Consider the following 24,038-nt stretch of genomic DNA (forward strand, 5'->3'; position numbering starts at 1 on the left):
TTTGTATGAGCTAATGTCGTGATGGCATGTTTACTTAATAGGTAGAAGTAGAAGAACGTTTAAGTTCAGATAGACAGGAGTTTTGAATATGAGCATACAGGCGCCTGTAATGCAGCAGGCTCAGGAATTGCTGCAAAAATATTTTGGTTATGAGGATTTTCGTGAAGGTCAGCGCAAGATCGTCGGCAGTCTGCTAGATCGTCATGATACGCTAGGCATTATGCCAACTGGTGGCGGTAAATCGATCTGTTATCAAATTCCGGCTCTCGTGCATGACGGCGTGACACTGGTGATTTCGCCGCTGATTTCTCTAATGAAGGATCAGGTGGATGCACTGGAAGCAGCAGGCGTGGCAGCAGCGTATATTAATAGTACACTGAGCGGGCGAGAGGTCAATCAGCGCATCAATGCGGCGCGCCGTGGGGAATTGAAACTGCTGTATGTCGCACCGGAGCGGCTAGAGCTGGATTGGTTCCGTGAGGAAATGAATGGTGTTCATATTACATGTCTAGCAGTCGATGAGGCGCACTGTGTATCCCAGTGGGGACATGATTTCCGTACCAGCTATCTAGAAATTGCCCCATTTGTCGAGCAGATGCCGCAGCGACCGATTGTCGCGGCATTTACGGCAACGGCGACACCAGAAGTGCGCAGCGATATTTTGCGTTTGCTGCAATTGAAGCAGCCAGAGGTATTCATTACTGGGCTTGGACGCGATAATCTGTCGATGTCGGTATTGCGTGGAACGCAGCGTAAGGAGTTCGTTATTGATTATGCGCGTACCCATGAGAATGAATCGGGTATTATTTATGCCGCTACTCGCAAGGATGTAGACGATCTGTATAGCCGCTTGCTGAGTAGCGGTGTGCAGGCAGGACGTTATCATGCAGGGATGAGCGACGACGAGCGCGATAGCAGTCAGGAAGCGTTTTTGTATGATGATATTCGGGTGATTGTGGCAACGAATGCCTTCGGGATGGGAATCGACAAGTCGAACGTACGCTATGTTATTCATTATAATATGCCCAAAAATATGGAAGCCTACATTCAGGAAGCTGGTCGTGCGGGGCGTGACGGTGATCCGAGTGAATGTATTCTACTGTTCAGCCCACAGGACATTATGACCCAGAAGTTTCTGTTGGAACAGAATATGAATGAAGGCGAACGTAAGCATAACGATTACCGCAAAATGCAGCAGATGATCGATTACTGTTACACGACCAAATGTCTGCGCAATGCAATGCTGGACTATTTTGGTGAAGAACATGCGGCAGAGCCATGTGGACAATGCAGCTCCTGTCGAGATAGCCGTGAGCTGGTTGATACGACGATTGAAGCACAAAAGATCTTTTCGTGCATATATCGTCTACGTGAGCGCTTCGGTGTATCAGTGGTTGCGCAAGTACTGAAAGGATCGCGTAACAAAAAGATCCTGCAATACAAATTCGACGAGTTGCCTACCCACGGTCTGCTGTCGCATTTGACGGAAAAAGAAATCTCCGAGCGCATCAACGTACTGGCGGCGGAAGGCTATCTACTGCTCACCGAAGGTCAGTACCCCGTCGTCAAATTGCAGCCGCTGGCAGCGGATGTGCTCAAAGGGCAGCACAAAGTGATGCAACGTGCCCCCATGCCAGTTGCTGCATCGGCAGGACGCACATCGGGCAGTCGTTCTCGTTCCGGTGGCGACGAGCTGTCTGCGGTCAATGAAACGATCTTTGAACAGCTGCGCCTAATCCGCCGTGAGCTGGCTTCACGCGAAGGCGTGCCGTCGTATATCATTTTCAACGATGCCACTCTGCGCGAGATGAGTGTAGTCGAGCCGCAGAGCGAAGGCGAGATGCTGACGGTCAAAGGGGTCGGCGAAGTGAAGTATCGCAAGTACGGCGAACCATTCCTTGCTTTTTTCCAGAAGAAGACGATGGAGGAGAACAGCACGTTTGGGGACGAGTATTGAGCAGGTAGATATAGCGAAGCTGTTCTGTATGAAGTGTGATGGAATGTTTTCAAATGCCATTACACAGCATAGCAATCCGTTATCACCAATCCGTTATCACCAATCCGTGCATAGTGCAAATGAAAAGTGGATTGGTACTGTAGTAAATCAGCACGATTGATCGATAGTCCAACTATATATCGATCCCACAGGATCAGATGCTATTGGAACATAAAATCATCTTTATATAGATAGGAATAAGGGGAACCTTCTCATACGAGGGTTCCCCTTATTCCTATCTATTTTTGTTTGCATTCGTAGGTCAGATGTACACTTCATTCAGCTATACACTGCATGATCATATTCATGCTTGTATCCATACCATCCATACGAATACGCGTCATTCCTTTTGCAATATCTAATTAAGCGGTTTTGCGGCGGAACAGCAGTTGATCCAGCGAAAATCCGGTATTGTTGCTAACTGCCAGATACAGAGCGACCAGAATAAACGACAGATCCAGCTCGTAACCTGCCATTTGACCATTACCCATCAGACCAACAGACAGTTTAACGGTGAAGATAGCGCCAAGCAGTACGAAAATCAGCAGAATGGATACATACCGTGTGAACAGACCGATGATCAGCAGAATGCCGCCAACCAGTTCAATCGGGGAAACGATATAAGCGAGGAAGCCCGGAATACCGACGCTTTGGAACCAGCCGGATACACCCGCCATCGTCATTTGGAATTTGCTGATGCCGTGAGCGAGAAACAGAATCCCGAGAACCACACGCATAATAGTAGATACGATCGTTAATTTCATTGTTGAACACTCCTTAAATAATTTGATTACTAAAAGTAATTTACATCTTATTGATTAGTATGTCAACGAAAATATTATTTATGTTTATATAATATTTATATGAGTAATATTTGTTGCGTCAACCATACAGCCTGTCATAGTAAGGAATACAGCTGTTTAACTCACAATGAAAACGTTCTATTTATACAAAATAAATATAGAGACGTATCGATAGTTTGGTGGCTGTGTAATGATTGCGTTCCCTTGCACCCAACGGTATGATTAGAAAACACGCGGTTTATTCCGCACAAGCAAAGGAGAAACCTGACCATGGACATCGGTTCGACGATTCGTACGATCCGTAAACGGAAAAATATTACGATTGCTGCTATTTGTGAGCAAACCGGGTTATCCCAAGGCTTTATGAGTCAACTGGAAAATAACAAAACATCGCCTTCGATCGCTACCCTAGAAAGTATTGCTCATGCACTAAATGTGCCGCTCGCTTATTTGCTGCTGAGCAAGGAGGAACGGATGCACATCGTACGGCGCGAAGAGCGGCGTCTGACATCTGGCGGCGGTCAGCCAATGGAAGTATACGAATTGGGCACGACACGCAATATGCGTGTCGTGCTGGTGGAATTGCCGCCGGGCTGTTCCAGCTCCAAAGTGGCGGTTGAGCATGAGGGGGAAGAGATTCACACGATTGTAGAGGGGCGTATTCTGGTCGAATACGGCGTTGATCAGGCTGAGTTAGAAGCTGGTGATTCGTTTAGCTGGAATGCGGTGGTGCCGCACCGAGTGACGAATATTGGTGAAGACACGGCGCGCGTTCTGATCTCCGTTTACCGAGAGCTGGAAGGGAAGTGGGACGTATGAGTCGGCTGTTTGACGCGTATATCGGCATCGATTATTCCGGTGCCGACAAGCCGAATGCCCCCATCAAAGGGCTAGCAGTTGCTGCTGCGTATGGCGAAGAGGAAGGTCTTCCGCTCTCTGCGCATGTTCTGGGCGAAGTCAAGGAACGGACAGCACAATCTGGAACGCCAATACCTGTAACTCCATCCAATGCCCATAGCCCATTCTCCACATCAAGTGTGAGTAACCCCTCAGCCAAATCTGGCTTATGGTCGCGCCGTCGTATATATGAGTGGCTGCGTCATGAATTGCTGCATAGTGAGAAGCGTATGTTAATCGGATTGGATTTTGGTTTATCGTATCCGCTGAGTCAGTTGGAGCGTTTGCAGTTGCCGGATTGGGATACATTTTTACGATGGAGCTATATCACATGGAAAACGGATGTGTTAACCATGAAGCAAAGCAAGGAGCAGGCGGAGTATATCAACTCCACAGACAAACGGCTGGTAGAACGCGAATTTATCCCTTCTACCAAAAGCGTTACCGATCTGGATCGCATCTCCGGTATGCAGGGGGCAGTATCGTATTCCACGCATACGGGATTACCGTGGATCTATTGGCTGCGACGCTGGCAAAAGCGGGGGATGAAGGTGCATTTCTGGCCATACGACGGACTACATATTCCCGATGATTATCATGTGATCACCGAAGCGTATCCATCGCTATACCGTCGCCGGATGATGGAGGAGCAGTGGAGTGAAGGGCTGAGTGAGCATGAACGCGACGCGATGTACATCGCCCGCTGGATGCAATCACGTGATCTGGAGCAGACGCTGGCTCCATATTTGGAATTGCCAACTTTGAGTGAGCAGGAGAAGCAATTGACTTTACGTGAGGGCTGGGTGCTGGGGTGTTTGTGAATAGAAAGATAGAGTCTATATAGCAAAGGAGAACCATCTATAGTGAGCGTAAACGAATGGCTTCGGCGACATTTTGAACATTTCGATTTGAACGAACCGTTATTTTATCATTTTCCATTCGGTCTGCGTTTTGAACTTGGATACCCGTCGCGTGTGATAGATGAGTCAGCATATTTTGAACAGTTGCAGCAGCGTGCGGTTGAACTGTTTGAACAGTTGTTTGGTGACGGACGAAAGATGTATATCCGTACACGTCATTTTGTCTGGGCGGATGATCCAATCATCGAAAGATTGGAAAGGGATAGCGCTTCACTAAGCGAATTTTTGAATACAGAGACGGCTGCAAGGATTGTAGAGGAAGAACGAATACCAGAATATGCTGGTTACTGGATTACGATCGTGAACGTATGGATACTATGTTTCCTGATATAACGAAAGGAGAAGATCAACAATGAGCTATAGTTGGGTTGGCAGCAGATATATGTTTCTCGACGAAATCTCTGTAACGGAGCAGAAAGGTATACATATCGGTCGCTATGGAGGAAATACGCTGCGTGGAGCAAGCAAAAACGAAGATGGGCTGATCGTATTGCGTAGCGATACGGGCAACTGGCGATTAGCAGTTGTATTGGATGCCCATCATAGTGCAGAAAGCGCGGCACTGGTTGTAGATCAACTGCTAGATCGGCAGGAGCAATTGACGGTGTTACTGGAGCGTGATGATGCTTGGGACACACTGGAAATCTATATGCTGAACTGGCTGGGCAGCAAGTCATTCCGTGAAGCCTGCCATCAGGTACAAGGCGAAACGGCGTGCTTGATGGTGTTTCAAATGGATCAGTATGTATGGTGGTTTTCGGTCGGTGATTGTGTTGCTTATGTGCTACATCCAGAGTTGGCTAGATTGGGACAGTATGCGCTGAATCAACGTCAATTTTACGAATGGATTGGTCAGGTGAATACATTTGATCAACCAGTTCCTTGCTATAGTAGTGGACGTCGACAACTGCGTAGTGGTAGAAATATGATTGTGCTGCTGACCGACGGTATTCTTGAAGGGGCGAACCACTAATATGAGCAGGCTCCTGTGCTATATGATGCACTCTACAATGACAATAGTATGAGCTTTAACCTGCACCAAATGCTGGATCATCTGCATACTAGTCAGGCGTATGACAGCGCGACGATTATTTGCTGGGAGTACGACAATACGGCAGAAGCAGATATTCCATCGGATCAGAAACATGAGCAGGATTAACTACGGAGAGAGAAACGATAATGATACATAAGAGGAGAAGAAGATGAATCGTAGAACCGCCGGAATTGTATTATTACTAATCGCCGCATTCATGTATGCATTGCGCTATCTATCGGCGGTTATTGTAGCTCAGAAATTAAATGTATGGCCAGGACACTTTGAAGAGGCTTTAAGCTTGGTTGGGTCAGGTCCGTTGTATATCAGTATTGCTGCGGCGATCATCGGGATTGTATATCTGGTTGCTGCTGAGAAACGAACATGATGTATGAGCGGATTGTTTGAAAAGAACGCTACGTCGTTCAAGGCAAGACGATCCCACTGCCCGCCCATATGGTAAGCTAACGATGACTTTGGACATTTTGATCGTAGGAGGCGTTCATATGCTAGAAACGGAACGATTGTATTTTCGACCGTATACGGAAGAGGATCTAGATTTTTTACTGTCAATGAGTTCGGATCAGCAGGTGATGAAGTATATTGGCAAAGGTTCGGTCTGGACAAAGGAAGAGACGGAAGAACGATTGCACCGTTTTATGGCTCATATGCAGCAGCATGGCTACGCACTGATGATCGCTATGCACAAGCAGGAGGAACGTCCAGTTGGTCATGCTGGATTGATCCAGCAGCTGGTGGAAGACGTGCCGGAAACGGAAATTGGCTACTGGATTTCGCGTAAGTACTGGGGACAAGGATTGGCGACAGAAGCGGCGACTGGCTGGAGACATTATGCACAAACGAAGCTGAACAAGCAGCGGCTCATTTCGCTGATTCATCCGCTGAATACTGGTTCTGCCGCCGTTGCCCGCAAAAATGGCATGGAGCTAGAACGCGAAGTTTTGTACCGTTCACAGCAAGTATTGCTATATTCCACAGGTACGTTCTAATGCGTTGCTGCACGATACAATATGGAATAAGATGAAATGTATGATTTTAAAAGCAATCATGAAACGAATATCTGTATAGAAGCGAAGGGAACGATAGCATTGAGTAAAGGTGATTGGACACAGGTAGATGTATCGCAGAAGCATACGACTTCTGAAACGAAAGAAAGCAGATCACAAGAGAATATTCTCCCCGCACCGATTGCTGAGGATCATAGTCAACTGCCTGCGGAGCAGCAGCAGATTCTGGCGGCAACATATGCTTTTGTAAAGCAGGAGCTAGGCGGCGAGACAAGCGGTCACGATTGGTGGCATATTCATCGTGTCGTGCAGATGGCGCGGCGACTGGCGCTGGTCGAAGGAGCAGACGATTATATTACAACGATGGCAGCACTGCTGCATGATATTGCCGACGAGAAGCTGAATCCTTCCAAGGAGGCGGGCTTGCAGCGGGTAACGGATTGGCTGAATGGTCAGCAGGTGCAGGACGAGGCACAGCAGCATATCATGTATATTATCGCGAATATGTCGTATAACGGTGGTAACAATCCGCCACTGCCAACGATGGAAGGCAAGGTTGTACAGGATGCGGATCGTCTGGATGCGCTGGGAGCGATTGCGATTGCGCGTACATTTGTATATGCCGGGCATGTGGGCGATATGATCTATGATCCAGAGCTGCCAGTTCGTCATGAGATGAGTGCAGAGGAATACCGCAATGGACGCAGTACAGCAATCAACCATTTTCATGAAAAGCTGTTCAAGCTAAAAGACCGCATCAACACACCGACAGCGCGCCGCATTGCGCAGGAGCGCCATGAGTATATGGTGGAGTATGTGGAGCGTTTTTACCGGGAGTGGAACGGGCAATAAAAGATGTTGCCTATACTCTTACCGTGCTTGACCATTTGCAAGCCTGAGCCTGAGCCTGAGCCTGAGCCTGAGCCTGAGCCTGAGCCTGAGCCTGAGCCTGAGCCTGAGCCTGAGCCTGATAGGAATACATGAGAAAAAGCACCTTGCCTATCCAAAGTGGGCAAGGTGCTTTTGATGCTTTCCAATTTAACCAACCAGAATGACACTGTCATATAGCCGTGCATCGCCACCTACCGTATACAGCGTTATCTTTTCACAGGTTTGATCTGGAAATACCAGACTAGTGATAGCGTACATTCCGTCTCCGGCAAAAGCTTCAACCGAGCAGCGATCCAGCACAATACGTAAACTGAGATGACTGCTAGGCGGGATATGCACCTGTTGTCCGCGCTGGAACCACGGATGCAGCTCTGTATCGGATGAGCAGCTATGATCACGCTTCACGCTGAACAATTCGCTGGCAGCGTTATAGCTAATGACCGTATACTGTTCTGCCGTATGATGCAGGATGATCCCCATTTCTTGCAATCCATCATGCTGCATACGTAGTTGAATATCAGCGATAGCTAGCGGTTGTAGGAGTTCATACGGCTGGTGCTCACTGATCGTCAATCCAGATAGCTTATATGTTTCGCGGAAATGGCGTTCCAATTCCACAATAGGGCGTTGGCAGATCAGCATCCGATTTTTGCAGGGGCGCAGGGTGAGGGAACGGGGAAGAGTCAGTGCACCTTGCCAATCCTTCACAGGCAACTGTTCTGCATAACGCCAGTTATTCATCCAGCCCATTTGAATACGCCGTGTATCCCGTTGCCCAGCGTCGGTCAGACTAATGCTGCCATAATGATCGCGTCCATAATCCAGCCACTGAATGATATTGTGATCTGGCATAAACTGACGACCATCAAAGGAACCGACAAAATACTGCGTCCGTGAGCCATTGCCCAACTCAGGGTGATCCGCCATACTTACCAACAATGCCCATTTGCATGATTCCGTTCCTTCGATAGTCAAACGGAATAGATCGGGATAGCGCCATTGCCCTTCATGCGATCCATGCTGGCTGCCGAATCGGCTGTTTAACTTCCAACTCAACAGATTGGACGAACTATAAAAGGAGACATCCTGTCCAGTTGCCAGTACCATAACCCAACAGCCTTTAGGGCGATACCAGAATACACGTGGGTCTTGCGCAGGCAATCCGATATGCTCCATACCAGATAGCATCAGATTGCCTGCGTATGGAATCCACGTTCTACCTTGGTCTTGGCTGTAAGCGATACCCATTACCGATTCTAGTGTTGTCTCATTCGTGTCATCGGCTGCGACCGGCTCCTTACGTTGATACGTATACATGGCAATCATGCCCGGACCGTCAGGAAATAGACCGGATGTATTGTGAGCATCCACAATCACACAGCCCGATTGGGGAACGGTATGATCATCCAGCTCTAGATTCATATCCAGCTCTGTCCATTGTAGAAGATCGGCACTGACCGCATGCCCCCAACGTATAGTCTTGTGCATTGCTTCATCCTGTTCATATCGATAAAACAAATGATATTCGCCCTCAAAAGAAACCAGCCCCATAAGATCATGTACCCGATGGCGAGCAGATGAGAAATGAAGGTGTGGCTGATACAACTGCAAATTGGAAGTTTCCATACAGTAACCACCTTTCAGCAAACGAATATAGGTTCATTAATGATAACGCTTACAAACATAGCGCCAACCTGTCTCTTATTTTAGCTTGAAAAGGGAAACGATCTGTTCATCTCCCGTCACTGTTATTGTATTCCAATTTTTGGAGGATCACCATATGTAAATCAAGAAATGAAAAAAGAACCGTTTATCGTCTGACAAACGGTTCATCTATCGTATAAACATACGAGCACACATACGCAAAACAGAAGGATGAACCGAAGCTTACCTCACAATCAGACGATGCCAGATACTTTGCGCGCTTGGCTATCTAATTTCTGTGCGGAAGAGGCGAGCATATTGAACTCGGAGATGGCAATGCCAATCTGATCCTGACTTTGCTGTACATCCTGCTGTACATTGTTTGTACCGCTAGCGATTTTATTGATCTCACGTGTGATGGAATCGACGCTATCCTTCACCTCGATAATGGAAGCTTCCACCATACCGGACAGCTTGCGTACTTCCTTGGCAACCACGTCAAAGCCACGTCCAAATTCGCCTGCGTGTGCTGCCTCGATTGCCGCATTGAGAGCAAGCAGATGGGTTTGCGAAGCAATATCGCGGATGGTCTGTACTACATTTTGAATAGAACGTGCCTGCTGCTGCAAATTGCTCAGTGTGGACGTGTTTTCAAAAGCGACCGAAGCGATTTTGTCGATGCTATTCAGCAGGTCGTTATTTCGTTTGATACCGCTTTCTGCACGTTCAGTTAGATTATCCGCCATTTGCTGCATATCGCTCACAAGTGCGGTGATATTGTTTTGACGGTCTGTAATATCGGTGGCGATTTTGCTGACGCTGATCACCTTGCGTCCATCTTCGCTATAAACGGGCATATATGTCGCTTCGAGCCAGAGAGCTCGCCCATTGGCATCTTTGCGTTTGATTTTATCCTGAAAGCTGCGACCAGCAAACAGACCACGCCACATCGCTTCGTACTCCGGGCTGTTCGTCAATTCGGGAAAACAAAACTCTCGATGGTTCATTCCGTACATTTGTTGTGGTGTATAGCCCATAGCAGCGGCGAATTTATCATTAACATAGGCAACACGACGATTCTCATCAAAGCGGATAATAGCAAGATTGTTTTCCAAGGCTCTGACGACAAGCTCATCGCTCACCTGATAGTGTTGAGGGTTCATTGACATATTGATTGCCTCCATCATTCGGTTTCCGTCTGTGTATGCTTTCTCTGTGCGGTCGCATGGTCCAGTTGAAGTTCATTCACAAAATTACATCAAATCCGGTAACTCGCTAAATTAATATTGTGTATACTAATATATCGTATACAGCCGAATTTTTGATTAGGTATTTTGGATCATCTTCAATAAAAATTTTCAAAATAGTATTTATTATTAATTAATTGACACAAAACAAATAGCGAGCAATTTAATTAACGAGGGACGAGACTGCATTTCCATTGGAAATAGATCGGATTAGAGCATATGTATACGGAATTGTATAGATATACAAATAGACAGAAACATCCATGTACTTATATTATCGGATGCTTCTGTCTTATGAATAAGTGACTTATTAGATTTCAAATGGATCGCAGAAAAATCTTAAACGATATGGGTCATGCTACTTGCCTGTGCATCCAGCTGCCTAGCAGAGGAAGCAAGTTCGCTAAATTCACTCAGTACATTTTGTACCTGCTGCTGTCCTTGCTCTACATTATTTTGTACATTAGCAGTGCCTTTGGAGATGACATGAATTTCGGTCGTGATGGCATCGACATTTTGCTTGATTTCAATAATCGACGACTGTACCATGCCGGATAGCTTGCGCACCTCTTTGGCAACCACATCAAATCCACGACCAAATTCGCCAGCATGTGCAGCTTCAATCGCTGCGTTAAGAGAGAGCAGATGCGTTTGTGAGGCAATATCGCGGATCGTTTGCACGATGCCCTGAATCGACTTGGCTTGCTGTTGCAGAGTTTGGAGATTGTTGCTATTCTCGGTAGCGACTTCGGCGATGGAGCCGATGCTCACGAGTAGCTCCTGATTGCGCCGTGTACCTACCTCAGCACGCTGACTCAGATCGGTAGCCATCTGTTTCATTTCATCCATGAGTTCAGAGATATTGCGTTGTCTGGACGTAATATCAGTGGCAATTTTGTTAATGCAGACAATCCGGCTGCCATCTTCGCTGTATACCGGCATATACGTCGCTTCGAGCCAGATCACATTTCCTTTGGCATCCATGCGCTTGAATTTATCCTGAAAGCTGCGTCCAGCCAATAACCCGCGCCACATGTTTTCGTATTCGGGACTGTTCGCAAAGTCAGGAAAACAAAATTGCTTGTGGTGCATACCGATCATGTCATCCTTTTGATATCCCATAGCTTGTGCAAATTTATGATTCACGTAGGCGACCTGACGATTCAGGTCAAAGCTGATGATGGCAAGGTGATCTTGCAGCGCTTTGACGATCAAATTTTCCCGGACATCCCGGCTTAACTCCTGCGTATCCATATTCATTAACATAATCAGTAGCTCCTTCAATTTCTCAAACTGGTGCAGCGCTTGCAAGCAACCGCGCGGATCATCGGGCTGCGTGAGGGTTCATGGTGGTGCACGATAAGCCATCAGGATGTAGGTATGTACACAGTCATAGATGAAAGTTGGCTTCAGAACCGGATAGTTGTATCTAAAGTGAGGCATAAGCAAACACTGGACGGTGGATAAAGACCGGAGTGGTAAAGCGATAAAACAACCGCTGAAGCAGACTCATTGGTTGCAAGTTGTTAGTTGTAAGTGGGAAGTGATAATTAGATATAAACCGACCTGGCAACCAAATAAACATGTAAAAAATCTCATATCTTAAAATGAATGTTAATTACATGCTCCAGTAGGGGAATTGTTGGTTTCTTCCATTGTCGGTATCCGTGCTCCATCAGGGGGGATTGTTGTTCTTTGCATACAGGAACGATATACTTAATAGTAAGGTTTGGCTGTATAAATTAAGTATGGTTCATTTGCAATAAAGGTTACATAGGATCAATTACAGCAGCATGAATATAGCCTGACCCATATTATCATTACAAAGGAGGAATAGATGATGAAACGATTTGTCGATCCTTTGTTCGAGCCTTATAGCGTTTACAATATACTTGTACATGGAGGCAGTATTCTTGTACGCTGTCCCAAATGTAGCGGTCCAGCGGAGATTCGCAGTAACAAGGAGCATTGTGTCACTCGTATGCAATGTCAGCAGTGTCTGTACCGAGCAGAACCGGTCACTACGTACCAGTATCGTGTTGCCGCCAACTGCAACTACTGCGAGCGCTGGTTCAACGAGGAGTTGACAGACGAACGCCAATTTACACAAAAGTATGTACATGTTCCATGCCCGCATTGTCAAAGCGATAACGTGGTACAGGTGCAAAAGCGTGAAAGCGGCGTCTGGATGATGCCCCGCATTACAGAAGGGCGAGAGCCTTTATTTGGACTGGAGCTATATTTCAAAGATTCCTATCGTGGTCATTCCGTATGGGCGCTGAACCGTGATCACCTGAACTATCTGCTACAATACATCGCCGCCGATCTGCGCGAACGCCCGCACTATGGCTACCCGCGCACCGCATCCTATCGGCTGCCTCGTTATATGAAAGAAGCCAAAAACCGCGAAGGCTTAATCCGCCTACTCACGCGCATGCAAAATGCCTAATAAGTTTGGTTGTAGTGTTTGCGCTCTTCCAACACTATAGCAACAGTCAAAGGAGTGCATTTCATGAGTCGCTACGAAGATCGGCTAAATGACTACAACCGTCGCCGTCACGTCGACCGTCTTCTATTCCATACATTAGAAGAATTGGTTGCTATTTGCGGGCAATTGCATAACCAATGGCTCCACACCAATGTGGATCAATGGAATCAAGATCCACTTCATACGCCGGTGTACTATTTTAACGAAGACTGGCTCTATGACCAGTTGGATGAAAACCAAGCTACCGAACTGCCCAATGGCGATATCATCCCGAACGACTTGCTGGATAAGCACCTGCAAACGTGGTTCGAGCTGGCAACGTTCGAAGATGTGATCGACGTTCTGCACCAAGCCGAGCAACCTGTCACTCTGCCCATGATCGTAATTGCCCTAAAGTATTACCACGAGTACGACGCATTCCTAGATTATGACCAAGTCGAAGCTCAACTGCGTTTACACAGCGCATTACAACAAGTCTCCGACAACCAAAGCAATCCAAACTAACAAGTTATTGCATTCATCAAATAATACAATTCCAGCACCTTCACCGAACACTGCACACCCATCGAAAGGATGACACCCTATGACCAACAAAGATACATACCGTTTTCAGGTCAATCTGAGCGGCATGATTAACATTTTGTCCAATCACCTGTACAGCAACCCACGCGTCTTTCTACGCGAAGTAATGCAAAACGCCGTCGATGCGGTTACCGCTCGCAATCAGATTGAGCCTGAGCATCAAGGTCAGATTCATATCGAATTAACTGGCGAATCCGTTGATCGCACGCTGATCATTGAGGATAACGGTATCGGTCTGAGCGAAGACGATATTCATGAATTTTTGGCACAGATCGGTCAATCGTCCAAGCGCGGCGAAGCGGCGTTTACTGGCGAAACCTCGTTTATCGGACGCTTTGGTATCGGTCTATTGTCCTGCTTTATGGTCAGTAACGAGATCGTTATGGTTACGCGTTCGGCAAAAGGTGGACCGACGCTGGAATGGCGCGGTCAGCCGGATGGTACGTATAGCATCCGCAAGCTGGACAGCGATCTGTCACCGGGAACGAAGGTCTATTTGCGCTGTAAACCGGGCAGCGAGATGTATTTTGAACCGGACTATTTAGCAGAAGGTCTGTATTATTACGGCGCGCTGCTGCCTTATCCGATCACGTTACAAGATGGAACACAGTCTCGCATTATCAATGACAATCGTCCAGCATGGCTGCATGAGCCGGAGCTGGCACGTGGTCAACGTGAGGAAGTGTTAGCATTTGGCGAGCGTCTGATGGGCGAGCGGTTTAAGGACTTTATCCCACTGCGCACATCGTCTGGACGTACCGGAGGTATTGCGTTTGTGCTACCACATGCGGTGAACTTGAATGCCAAGCGCTCCCATCAGGTGTATTTGAAATCAATGCTGGTATCCGATAAAGCGGAAAATATTTTGCCAGACTGGGCGTTCTTCGTCAAATGTCTGATCTGGACGGATGAGCTGCAACCGACGGCATCACGTGAACATTTTTATGAAGATGAGAAGCTGGAAAAGGTACGCGGCGAGCTAGGCGATTCGATCCGCAGCGAATTGATGCGTATGGCGGATTACGATCCTGATCGGTTACAGCATATTATTCAGCTGCATGTGTTGTCGATGAAGGCATTGGCAACAGAAGACGAGCAATTTTACCGGATTATTCATCGCTGGCTGCCGTTTGAAACGACCTACGGACGCCGTACATTGGGCGAGATGCTCAAGGAGCATGATCAGCTGTATTTCACCTTAACGCTAGACGAATACCGTCAGATTACCCATGTGGCTGCTGCCCAAGCTCTGCTGGTTATTAATGGCGGATATATTTACGATTCTGAGCTGATGGCAGCACTGCCACTGGTCAATGATCGTGTGAGCACCGGTCGATTGCTGCCAGAGGACGTGTCTCTGTCATTTACCGATCTAACACCAGATGAACGTAGACAATATTACGAACTGACCCGTACGGCGGATACCGCGCTGCAACGGTTCCGCTGTCAGATTCAATTGAAACGTTTCAAACCGTCCGAATTACCGGCTCTGTTTACGCTCTCCAAGGAGTCGTCCGAGCTGCGTTCTTTAGAAGCGGCAAAAGAAGTAAGTACCGACACTTTGTCTTCCATTTTGGGCAGTCTCGGTTCCTCGATGGAGCAGTCTGCGTATTCAACGCTGTATCTGAATTTGGACAATCCAGTCGTCAGCAAAATCTTCATGCCCGGCAATCAGGCGATGATGGTTGTAGCAGTAGAGATGCTGTACGTGAATGCACTAATGATGGGGCATTATCCAATGAATCGGCAGGAGCTTGCAGTGCTAAATCAAGGCATTTTGCGGTTTATTGAGCTGGGCCTGTCAGCAGGAGGATCGCAGGGCGGTGAATCGCAATGAGTGAATATTTTACTGATCGCGAATGTATGGAATTATACGAGCAAGCATGTGAGTTGCCGGACGGACGCGCCAAGATCGAGCTGCTAGAACAGGCAGTTCGTATTGCCGACCGTCTCGGCGATATTAAGGGCGCCTACACGATCCGTACAGAGCTGGTGGAGACAGCGGTCTTTAACGGCTATGCGCTCAAGGCGATTACGCATTTCTCATGGCAATTAGGTCAATTTGATCGTGATCCTTCTGCATACTGGGAGCGCAACTTGTTATGGTCGTACAAATGGATCGTTTCTAATTCGTTGCATTTTCCGCAGATTAGCCGTCAGCAATTGATGGAATTGATGCAGGATATGCGGGATCGATTTGTACGTGCAGGGTACACGGAGCGCACCTATTATGGCAATCTATTCACCTTCTATATTCATACTGGCGAATTTGAACTTGCGGATGAATATTATGAGAAGGTTCAACAGATGGAGCGCGAGGACATTAGCGATTGTAGCGCTTGTGAACGTAATGAGATCGTAGATTATCTAGTTGCCAGTGGACGTGATGAGGAATCACTGGAAGCAGCCGATGATATCTTAAAAGGAAAGCTGAGCTGCGCGGAAGTTCCTCATCTCACGATGGCAGTCGTTCTATTGCCCTTGTACCGACTGGGACGCAACAAGGAAGCCGTCCGCTATCAGCGCAAAAATTATTCCATGATCTGCGATAATCGTGACTTCCTGCGTAGCATTGGGGAGCATATCGCTTATCTGACATATGCCGATCCATTCCACGGTTTGGAGCTGTATGAGCAGTATGCCGAGTGGTCGCTGGATTGTGATAGCCTGCTAGATCGTATGTATTTTCATGCGTATGCAGCCGGATTGTTTCGGGTACTGGCGCAAGAAGACGTACAATTCCAGCTACGCTTGCCGGAATCGTATCCATATGTAGAAGATCGTACGGATGTGCAGTCGCTATCTCGTCATTTGCAGGAAATGGCACTGGAACTGGCGGAGCAATTTGATCAGCGTAATGGTACGCCGTATTACAGCGGGGTAGTAAGTCAATTGTCCAATCCCCAGCCTATACATGGATAAGCTAGTCTAATCAACATACATGAGCATGGAATATGATATTGAGCATACTAGGAGGAATCATAATGAGTATGGATACAGAACGTAGTTATGATGATCTGATGATGGAAGCGTACGGATTGCCGAATGGACGCGCCAAGCTGCAATTGCTGGAAGAAGCAGCACGTCTGGCAGATCAGGTTAACGATATAGATGCGGGCTATGGAATCCGTGAGGAGATAGTGGAGACGGCAACGTTTAGCGGTCATCCGCGGACGGCACTGGTTGCCTTTTCATGGCAGTTAGGTCAGTTTGACAAGAACCCGGATGAATATGATGAATTCACACTGCTGTGGTCGTACAAATGGATCGTCGATAATCTGACCTGTTTTCCAGAGATTGAATTGGCACAGGTGAATGAGTTGCTGGAGGATATGAGACGCCGGTATCAAGAGTATGGCTATAACGATCATGCGTATTATTACTATCGCTTTACACTGGCAATGCAATGCGGCGAGCTGGACAAAGCAGGGGAGTATTTGAAGCAGGTGCACCAGATCGAGCGCGATGCGATGAGCGATTGCGAAGCCTGTGAACAAAATGAATTTGTAGAGTATTGGGTACGCCAAGGTGATGACGAGAATGTATTGAAGCTGGCAGAGCCGATTGTCAAAGGCAAGATGCACTGTGCCGAGATTCCTCACTTGACGCTGCCTAAGCTGCTGCTGCCGCTGTACCGTCAGGGTCAAAAAGCCGAAGCAGATCGCAATCAGAAAAAGGATTATAAGCTGATCAAGGACAACACCGATTTCTTGCGTAGTATCGGGGAGCATATTGGCTATTTGACCATTACTGATCCGTTTAAAGCATTGGAATTGTTCGAGCATCATGCGGCTTGGACGGATGTACACGAAGCGCCACTGGATCGCATGCTGTTCTACAGCTACGCTGCTGGACTGTTCAATCGTCTACAGCAGGAAGAGACGCAATTTAATGTAAAACTGCCTGCTTCGTATCCAAACCCTGAGCATGCAACAGATGTCGCTAAACTGGCACAGCATTACAGCGAATTGGCGCTGGATGTGGCTCGTCGTCTGGATCGTCGTAACGGTAACGATTACTATGTTACGTATACCGGTAGTCTGATGAACCCGACTGTCTGAATATATCCATCTCCTATTAGGAACAAAAAGCCATCCGTAATCCGTTTGGAACTTCTTTGCGATAAGAAGTCCGAACGGATGCGGATGGCTTTTCTTCCTGTACATATCTAAAATCAGCAGAGCAATATCGTTGGAGCTGATTCCCTGTACACCTGCATATAGTACTCCTATTCATCAACAACCAATACCTATGCTTGATCTCAACATGAACGTCATCCAGAGGAGAGTACAGTGGAATATCCTAGCTGGAACTTGCAACTTACCTAGACGGAGTACTTACTTATCTACCGTCTAGAAAATTCCCCAGCCCGCCTAGAATACTGCCTTCCTCGCGTGTGCGTCCGCTGCCTTTGCTAGCAGCAAGAATGCGGTCTGCCATCCGGTTAAATGGCAGGGATTGTACCCATACCTTACCGGGACCGCGCAGGGTAGCGAAGAATAGTCCTTCACCGCCAAATAGTGCCGATTTGACACCGCGCACCATTTCGATATTATAATCAATGCCTGCTGTCATAGCGACCAGACAGCCCGTATCCAGACGAAGTACCTCGCCGGGATGCAGCGTCTTCTCCACTACATGACCACCAGAATGAACAAAAGCTTTGCCATCGCCTTCTAGCTTTTGCATAATAAAGCCTTCACCGCCGAAGAATCCTGCACCAAGACGACGCTGAAATTCAATACCGATCGATACTCCCTTAGCTGCGCAGAGGAAGGAGTCTTTTTGACAAATTACTTTGCCGCCGTATTGCACCAGATCAAGTGGAATGATTTTACCCGGATACGGAGCGGCAAAGGTTACACGCTGCTTCGGTGCGCGACCAGCATGCGTAAACACGGTCATAAACAGACTTTCACCCGTTAGCACGCGTTTGCCTGCGCCCATCAGCTTACCAAGCAATCCGTTATTTCCTTGTCCGTTGCTGCCATCACCGAAGATTGTTTCCATCTGAATCTCCTGATCCATCATCATAAAGCTGCCCGCTTCGGCGATTACACTTTCCCCTGGATCAAGCTCAATTTCTACACACTGCATTTCTTCACCTAAAATTTCATAATCAATCTCATGTGCTGCCATCGTAGTGCCTCCCGTTATGTTTGGAATGTAAAGCAGTTATGCACAGTTATACGCAGGATGACGATCTGGCGTTGCAGGTTATAGAGCAAATGATATATCTATTTTAGCATACCGTCATTAGAAGAGCAGGTGACTGGAGGCGCATACGGGCTGGGAATGATATATCATAAGTAAGAGGGTAACATAGAACAGGAGGAGGGAAATCATGCTTGAATTGACGCAGCACTGGATACAACGAATCGCAGCGGGAGAAAGTGAACATGATATTGAACTGGCTTCGATGATGAATGCTGTGATAGAGTACGGCGATGATCAGGATGCGCGGGCGATGTACCATTTCTGGTCAGCACAACGACACATCCATCCACAGGCGCATGCCTGCTTAGAGCCTATCATGCGACTAGGCGATACAGAGTTGGGCAGGGTATTGTATCAGCATATCTTTCATAATGGAATGTTAAAGGAGTCGATGCCTGCGGATCTGCTACATGTGATCGGTTATCTAGGTGTGGATGAAGCGCTGGATCGATTGGTGCATTACGCGCTGGATGAACAGGCAGATTGGCAGCAGCAAAAGGCGTCGTGTCTTGGACTTCTGCATTTACCATTGCCGCATCTGGATTTGCCGGAGCCTTACGCTGTTCGTATGCGAGCCGCCTTGGAGAATATATGGGGGCAGTCGCTATTTGATGAATTTTTACCAGCACTTAGCTGTAAGCTTGGCATGCCAGGCGGTGCAAAGGCATTGGAGCAATGGGGTGAGCAGACTGCATCCATAGACTGCAATGCTGGGTTGATTCTAGGTATTGCCATGTACGGCTCATCACAACAAGAGAGGCTGCGTCGCATTTTATGGAATCCGGTCTGGGAAGCGGATAATACTGGTACGGGAACCTGTGTATGGATGTATCTAGCGTTAGGGCATGTGGGTATATCGTTAACGGAATTGATTGGCGATCTGAAACAAGCATTGTCAGAGGAGCAGAATGAGGTTACTTTGCGTCATCAGACAGGCGCATTATATCGAATGCTGAATCTCAAGCTGGACTACCGTCATCAGCCGATCCGCTGGCTCAATCGCAATGCCGATTCCCTGACAGAGCTGTATCGGTTATTGTATGGTTGGAGCACAGTGCATGAGGATGATTCATTATATGGATTATTGGCTGCGCATTCGGCGCTAGGGTCTTTTTACACTGATCAGTATGAGACGCTACGACAGCGGATGGAGCTGGCTGTGCAATATGAGGTGAATGCTGATTTACTGGCTTCAGGGCTGCGAAAGAAGCATAGACGATAAGGAGCGGTAGTCAGGTTGAGATGGCGAGGAGATGCATCTGCCTCTATTACAAAGAGCGCAGCTTCAAGCAACCACGCGCAGTATGTACGTCAAACAAGCACAGTCTGTACAGAAAGCAAGCGTAGGATATACAAAAAAACGTCCAGCCCCCGTTAGCAAATGCAGGTACTGGACGTTATGGTATAGATTAGATCGTGTTGAAAAGGATGGCTTTCCCCGTTATGACTATTCTGTGCCTATCCACGACTTATTTCGGCTGCTTGTCAGTTTGGCTGCGTTCTTCACCAGCAACCCGCCAGCGACTGCGAAATTTGTCCATGCGTGGATGCAAATGATCCGGTTGGTGGGTTAGCACTAGACTGATTTTGGTAATCCACTCTTCAAATGTGGAAAACGATGCAAACCGATTTGCCATCTCCGGCGTCATAAGCAGGAAATAGGGCGATGAATAATGATCGATCAATGTGCGAAGGGCGGCTTCAATCGGTGTATATTTTTTGCGTTTGCCATCCCATCCTTCAATAATGACCGACTTGTGTCCGCTGTCTAGCTTCCATTCCTGCAATCGCTGCTCCCGTTTGTAAAAAGGAGCCACTTGTTCGTTGGACATGCGACGAACGGTTTGCTCATGTAGCGGATACAGCACCAGCTTGGCAAAGCGCATATGCTCGGCGATCACAACCGCCTGCTCCAATTCGGCATCAGTACTATCGTTAAAATCATCATAATAAATCAATGTGCCGCGCATATGACTCGGCGGTGGTTCATAACCGTAAGGAACCTGTTGATGGGATGGAGCCATGATTGCATTCTCCTTTCGAGATGAAGCTTCCTATCGTCTCGTGATGCACATTTCTATTGTACTGTTTTGGAATCACTGCTGTATAGCGGCTTAGCGTGTAATATGCTGATGAGCTTGCCGTCTGCTTTGACCTATAGTGGTTATAAAACGACAGGCAGGTCTTCTTGAAGGCAAGCAGTTCTTCTTGAAAAGGAGTCATACTCATGCGTTCAACTGATCATTCATTCCGATAAGGGAGGTTATTCATCACAATGAATATAGACAGACCATATACCATTCAATCCATTCCAGAATTGCCCCATTCCATATTATCCGAGCTGGTTGCATCCAGTGAGCAGGAGGGCTATCGTCATATCCGGCGCTTGCACGATGATTATGTATCCGGCAGCAATACCTTTTCACTGCCGGGTGAAGTGTTATACGGAGCTTACGCTAAGGACCGATTGATCGGCATCTGTGGATTGAACCGTGATCCACATGCTGGGCATGATGGAGTGGGCAGAGTACGGCGCATGTATGTGCACCCGCAGTTTCGCCGATATGGCATTGGCGGTGCGCTGCTGTCGCCTATCATAGAGCACGCAAAGCAGCATTATCGGATGCTAGTGCTATATACGCCGGATGAAGCTGCCGGAATGTTTTACGAATCGCTCGGTTTCCAGCATACAGAGGATACCGAGCAGTGGAATTATACGATGTTGCTGTGATGCGGCTGTAATCGGGCATGACTCATAATAAAGCGACTTGCCGGAATGGCTGGCATCCGCGACAGATCGATGGACAAATCCTGCTCAGGCACTTCATACGTGATTTGTGTTGCCAAAAATTCCAGACTTACCCGCATCACGTCAATCGTCAGCCATTCGCCTGCACAGCGATGATCATTGCGATGATCTCCGCCACCTTGCGGAATCAGATCAAAGGGGCTGCCGTCCCAATCTGCAAAGCGGGCAGGATTAAATTGATTTGGCTCCTTCCACAGCTGCGGATCATGCGTCGTACCGTACACATCCAGAATTACCATCGTTCCCTGTGGAAACGAATAGCCGTTCCATTCAAAATCCTGTTTCACCTGTGCACCAAGAATCGGCGTAAACGGATAAAAACGGCGCACCTCTTGTACAAACCACTGGCTATACGTGCGATCCTCTTCCGTTTCAAACGAAGCAATCAGGCGCTCACGTGCTTCTGGATAATCATGCAAAGCCAACGCGCTAAATACGACATACCGTCCAATCGCCACAATGGGGCGAATAATATTGATCAGTTCAACGGCTGCGGTTTGCACGTCTAGCAGCTGACCCTCTGTATCGCGGTGCCAAGACATCGCATATGCTGCTGTGTCCTGCGGTACATCCACACGACCGTCGCGAATCAGTCCGATCAATTCGCCTACCCATTGCTCGGTGTGACGGCGTGCTTGCTTGCCTTCCTGATAGCGGCTGCCCAGCCCACCGAATGAGTCGACCATCTGTCCCAGTTCATCAGAGATCAACTTCACATCCTGCTCGCGCAACGGTACACCTGCCCACTGACAGGCAGCGCGGCACATCACCTGCTGCGCTTCATCGAACAACTCCAACTGAACGGTGCTTTCCCAACGGAGTGCCGCCGCTTGCCACTGACGTTTGACGATACCAACGATGTCGCCAAGTCGTTCTGGTGTCATGAGCGACATGAACAGCTGTTTACGATGCAGATGCGCTTTGCCGTCCAGCGTCTGTACGCCCTTTTCACCAAATAGCGATTTCTGGATTCGTTTTGGAATCGCCCCACCGCGCTGGAACAGATCGTTATTGTAAAATAATTCTGCTCCCTCGCGTCCACCGAGACAGATTGCCGTCTGCCCAAGCAGGCGTGTCTGGAACACATTACTCTGTAGCTCCTGTCTGCGATGAAGCGCAAATTCATATCCTTCCTTCAGCAGATCAATGCCGCCTTCGATTGTTTTGTCCTTTGGCATATTCAATGGTGTCATCATCAAGTCCCCTTTGCTTATATGATATACTGATAAAGCCATACTGGAATTCATTACCTCTAATGGCAGCAGACATAACAGTTTTGACAGCATTTGAAGAAAAGGAGGAACATCACATTGCATTTCGAAATGTTTAATCTGTTCATCACCTTGTTTATCGTTCTCATACCAAGCGCGCTCTTGATCTGGTGTATCGTATTATTTATTCAGGTGGCGATCCGAGCTAAAAAGGCATTGGATCTATATATTATGGATAAGCAAGGCTCGATGAATCATGATCATCTGTAGAGATATAAGGGAATATACATAGACGTAACCGATTTGTTACACACTCAGCTTCACTGTGCAGCTTCTGCATCTTTTCTGATGGATGTTCATGCTGGACATCATATGAGAATGAGAGTACTAGAACACAATAGCCAGGAGGGGGAATGAACATGGCGATTCTGTTTCACTATAGCGGACCAAGTAGTCTGGATGACGAGCTGCGGATTATTAATTCCAATCCTTTTTATAATCAGATCACCAAAGGCAAGGAACAGCTGGAACGAGCGGAAGTGGAGCAGGAGGTAGCAGAGGCTTCACAGCTCGGCGCCGAGCGTTATGTGATGATACAGGAGACTCATATCATTGGAATTGTAGAGTTTTTGCCGCTCAATCCCTATGACGATTGCTCTTGGCTTGGTTTGTTTATGATTGATTCGTCACGGCAGCGAGGTGGTTTGGGTGGACAGGCATTGGAAGCGTTTGAGCAGCAGCTGCGCAATCGTGGGATCGGCATGCTGCGACTGGCAGTTGTTGTGGATAATGAACCGGCGCATGCCTTTTGGAAAAAGCATCATTTTCACTATGTTCGTTCGACAACCACCCATGCACAACTGGATGTTATCATCTATGAAAAGCAGCTTCAGCCCTAGTATGTTCATGCGGCGAATGCCTTTGGCGGCAAGCTAGATCGTCATTTGGATAGCAGCCTATACTGCCTCGATAGAAACATTCGATGTGCGTTTTACATGGTATTGATAATTGCTATATTATTTTACAAACTTAGCGATTGACACCATGTACCTTGCCCCTTAAAATTTGTTTAAACCGTAAGGTCTATTCACTCATTCAAGGGAGGGACCCTCATGCTGCAAACCATTCAAAAAGTGTTCGAATGGCTGTTTGTCCATCGTAACGGCGTTTATCAATTTGGTGACGTGTACTGTGAAGACAGCGGCTTTATCGTCTATGTCCCTAGAGAAGAACAATAATCCTTACAATCTACTATACGATCAACTCGCTCGC

24 protein-coding genes and 1 pseudogene are annotated in these 24,038 nt (G+C 47.5%); 18 read left to right on the plus strand and 7 right to left on the minus strand.

What is annotated here, in order from left to right:
- Positions 1–88: 88 nt before the first annotated feature.
- The gene (recQ, locus tag ABXR35_RS02610; protein ID WP_367055037.1) at positions 89–1,957 is read left to right on the plus strand and encodes a DNA helicase RecQ; all 1,869 of its coding nucleotides are present in this window, start codon (positions 89–91) and stop codon (positions 1,955–1,957) included.
- 401 nt (positions 1,958–2,358) lie between these two features.
- Here the strand turns inward: recQ and ABXR35_RS02615 are convergent, their stop codons facing one another.
- Positions 2,359–2,760 (minus strand): DoxX family protein, encoded by a 402-nt coding sequence (locus ABXR35_RS02615; protein WP_367055040.1) that lies wholly within the window; start codon positions 2,758–2,760, stop codon positions 2,359–2,361.
- A gap of 309 nt (positions 2,761–3,069) precedes the next feature.
- Here ABXR35_RS02615 and ABXR35_RS02620 point away from each other — a divergent pair, with 309 nt between their 5' ends.
- The 7 genes and pseudogenes from ABXR35_RS02620 (at position 3,070) to ABXR35_RS02650 (ending at position 7,529) form a co-directional block, all read left to right on the plus strand.
- Positions 3,070–3,618, plus strand: a complete 549-nt coding sequence (locus ABXR35_RS02620; RefSeq protein ID WP_367055043.1) for a helix-turn-helix domain-containing protein — start codon at positions 3,070–3,072, stop codon at positions 3,616–3,618.
- Entirely contained in the window at positions 3,615–4,517 is a 903-nt protein-coding gene (locus ABXR35_RS02625; RefSeq protein WP_367055046.1) for a hypothetical protein, read from the plus strand. Before ABXR35_RS02620 ends, ABXR35_RS02625 begins: the two co-directional genes overlap by 4 nt.
- A 42-nt stretch (positions 4,518–4,559) precedes the next feature.
- Positions 4,560–4,949, plus strand: a complete 390-nt coding sequence (locus ABXR35_RS02630) for a DUF3885 domain-containing protein (protein WP_367055049.1) — start codon at positions 4,560–4,562, stop codon at positions 4,947–4,949.
- 19 nt (positions 4,950–4,968) lie between these two features.
- Positions 4,969–5,775 (plus strand): annotated as a pseudogene (locus ABXR35_RS02635) (PP2C family serine/threonine-protein phosphatase).
- Between the two features lie 43 nt (positions 5,776–5,818).
- The gene (locus ABXR35_RS02640) at positions 5,819–6,037 is read left to right on the plus strand and encodes a hypothetical protein (RefSeq protein ID WP_367055051.1); all 219 of its coding nucleotides are present in this window, start codon (positions 5,819–5,821) and stop codon (positions 6,035–6,037) included.
- Positions 6,038–6,155: 118 nt separating this feature from the next.
- Complete coding sequence (locus ABXR35_RS02645; protein WP_367055053.1) at positions 6,156–6,659, plus strand: GNAT family N-acetyltransferase; 504 nt, start codon at positions 6,156–6,158, stop codon at positions 6,657–6,659.
- 198 nt (positions 6,660–6,857) lie between these two features.
- Positions 6,858–7,529 (plus strand): HD domain-containing protein, encoded by a 672-nt coding sequence (locus ABXR35_RS02650; RefSeq protein WP_436669346.1) that lies wholly within the window; start codon positions 6,858–6,860, stop codon positions 7,527–7,529.
- Between the two features lie 186 nt (positions 7,530–7,715).
- Here ABXR35_RS02650 and ABXR35_RS02655 read toward each other — a convergent pair whose 3' ends face one another.
- The 3 genes from ABXR35_RS02655 to ABXR35_RS02665 all read right to left on the minus strand — a co-directional run bounded on the left by ABXR35_RS02655 (position 7,716) and on the right by ABXR35_RS02665 (position 11,725).
- Positions 7,716–9,194 (minus strand): glycoside hydrolase family 32 protein, encoded by a 1,479-nt coding sequence (locus ABXR35_RS02655; protein ID WP_367055056.1) that lies wholly within the window; start codon positions 9,192–9,194, stop codon positions 7,716–7,718.
- 272 nt (positions 9,195–9,466) lie between these two features.
- Positions 9,467–10,381 carry a methyl-accepting chemotaxis protein gene (locus ABXR35_RS02660; RefSeq protein ID WP_367055059.1) on the minus strand — a complete coding sequence of 305 codons (915 nt, stop codon included), beginning with the start codon at positions 10,379–10,381 and terminating at the stop codon, positions 9,467–9,469.
- Between the two features lie 417 nt (positions 10,382–10,798).
- The gene (locus tag ABXR35_RS02665) at positions 10,799–11,725 is read right to left on the minus strand and encodes a methyl-accepting chemotaxis protein (RefSeq protein ID WP_367055062.1); all 927 of its coding nucleotides are present in this window, start codon (positions 11,723–11,725) and stop codon (positions 10,799–10,801) included.
- Between the two features lie 571 nt (positions 11,726–12,296).
- Here ABXR35_RS02665 and ABXR35_RS02670 point away from each other — a divergent pair.
- From ABXR35_RS02670 to ABXR35_RS02690, 5 genes are all read left to right on the plus strand, one after another.
- Entirely contained in the window at positions 12,297–12,908 is a 612-nt protein-coding gene (locus tag ABXR35_RS02670; protein ID WP_367055065.1) for a hypothetical protein, read from the plus strand.
- A gap of 63 nt (positions 12,909–12,971) precedes the next feature.
- Positions 12,972–13,451, plus strand: coding sequence for a DUF7716 domain-containing protein (locus ABXR35_RS02675; RefSeq protein ID WP_367055068.1), 480 nt, complete (start codon positions 12,972–12,974; stop codon positions 13,449–13,451).
- A gap of 79 nt (positions 13,452–13,530) precedes the next feature.
- Positions 13,531–15,366, plus strand: coding sequence for an HSP90 family protein (locus ABXR35_RS02680; protein ID WP_367055071.1), 1,836 nt, complete (start codon positions 13,531–13,533; stop codon positions 15,364–15,366).
- Positions 15,363–16,451, plus strand: a complete 1,089-nt coding sequence (locus ABXR35_RS02685) for a hypothetical protein (RefSeq protein WP_367055073.1) — start codon at positions 15,363–15,365, stop codon at positions 16,449–16,451. The genes ABXR35_RS02680 and ABXR35_RS02685 overlap by 4 nt, the downstream gene beginning before the upstream one ends.
- Positions 16,452–16,513: 62 nt before the next feature.
- Positions 16,514–17,590 (plus strand): hypothetical protein, encoded by a 1,077-nt coding sequence (locus ABXR35_RS02690; protein WP_367055076.1) that lies wholly within the window; start codon positions 16,514–16,516, stop codon positions 17,588–17,590.
- Positions 17,591–17,870: 280 nt separating this feature from the next.
- On the opposite strand, the gene ABXR35_RS02695 is transcribed toward ABXR35_RS02690, so the two are convergent.
- A complete protein-coding gene (locus ABXR35_RS02695) occupies positions 17,871–18,668 on the minus strand; it encodes a TIGR00266 family protein (RefSeq protein ID WP_367055079.1) in 798 nt (265 codons plus the stop codon).
- A 205-nt stretch (positions 18,669–18,873) separates the two neighbouring features.
- Between ABXR35_RS02695 and ABXR35_RS02700 the strand changes: the two genes are divergently transcribed.
- On the plus strand, positions 18,874–19,968 hold the full coding sequence (locus ABXR35_RS02700; protein ID WP_367055082.1) for a hypothetical protein: 1,095 nt from the start codon (positions 18,874–18,876) through the stop codon (positions 19,966–19,968).
- 247 nt (positions 19,969–20,215) lie between these two features.
- On the opposite strand, the gene ABXR35_RS02705 is transcribed toward ABXR35_RS02700, so the two are convergent.
- Positions 20,216–20,770 carry a hypothetical protein gene (locus tag ABXR35_RS02705; protein ID WP_367055085.1) on the minus strand — a complete coding sequence of 185 codons (555 nt, stop codon included), beginning with the start codon at positions 20,768–20,770 and terminating at the stop codon, positions 20,216–20,218.
- A 251-nt stretch (positions 20,771–21,021) separates the two neighbouring features.
- Between ABXR35_RS02705 and ABXR35_RS02710 the strand changes: the two genes are divergently transcribed.
- On the plus strand, positions 21,022–21,477 hold the full coding sequence (locus ABXR35_RS02710; protein WP_367055087.1) for a GNAT family N-acetyltransferase: 456 nt from the start codon (positions 21,022–21,024) through the stop codon (positions 21,475–21,477).
- On the opposite strand, the gene cypC is transcribed toward ABXR35_RS02710, so the two are convergent.
- On the minus strand, positions 21,459–22,751 hold the full coding sequence (cypC, locus tag ABXR35_RS02715) for a CYP152 family fatty-acid peroxygenase CypC (protein ID WP_436669315.1): 1,293 nt from the start codon (positions 22,749–22,751) through the stop codon (positions 21,459–21,461). The genes ABXR35_RS02710 and cypC overlap by 19 nt on opposite strands.
- 114 nt (positions 22,752–22,865) lie before the next feature.
- On the opposite strand from cypC, the gene ABXR35_RS02720 reads away from it, so the two are divergent.
- The 3 genes from ABXR35_RS02720 to ABXR35_RS02730 all read left to right on the plus strand — a co-directional run bounded on the left by ABXR35_RS02720 (position 22,866) and on the right by ABXR35_RS02730 (position 24,004).
- Entirely contained in the window at positions 22,866–23,036 is a 171-nt protein-coding gene (locus ABXR35_RS02720) for a hypothetical protein (protein ID WP_367055090.1), read from the plus strand.
- A 149-nt stretch (positions 23,037–23,185) separates the two neighbouring features.
- Positions 23,186–23,665 carry a GNAT family N-acetyltransferase gene (locus tag ABXR35_RS02725; protein ID WP_367055093.1) on the plus strand — a complete coding sequence of 160 codons (480 nt, stop codon included), beginning with the start codon at positions 23,186–23,188 and terminating at the stop codon, positions 23,663–23,665.
- 213 nt (positions 23,666–23,878) lie between these two features.
- On the plus strand, positions 23,879–24,004 hold the full coding sequence (locus ABXR35_RS02730; RefSeq protein ID WP_367055096.1) for a hypothetical protein: 126 nt from the start codon (positions 23,879–23,881) through the stop codon (positions 24,002–24,004).
- Positions 24,005–24,038 lie beyond the last annotated feature (34 nt).

Origin of the sequence: Paenibacillus sp. JQZ6Y-1, from assembly GCF_040719145.1 — a bacterium.
Classification (GTDB): domain Bacteria; phylum Bacillota; class Bacilli; order Paenibacillales; family Paenibacillaceae; genus Saccharibacillus; species Saccharibacillus kandeliae.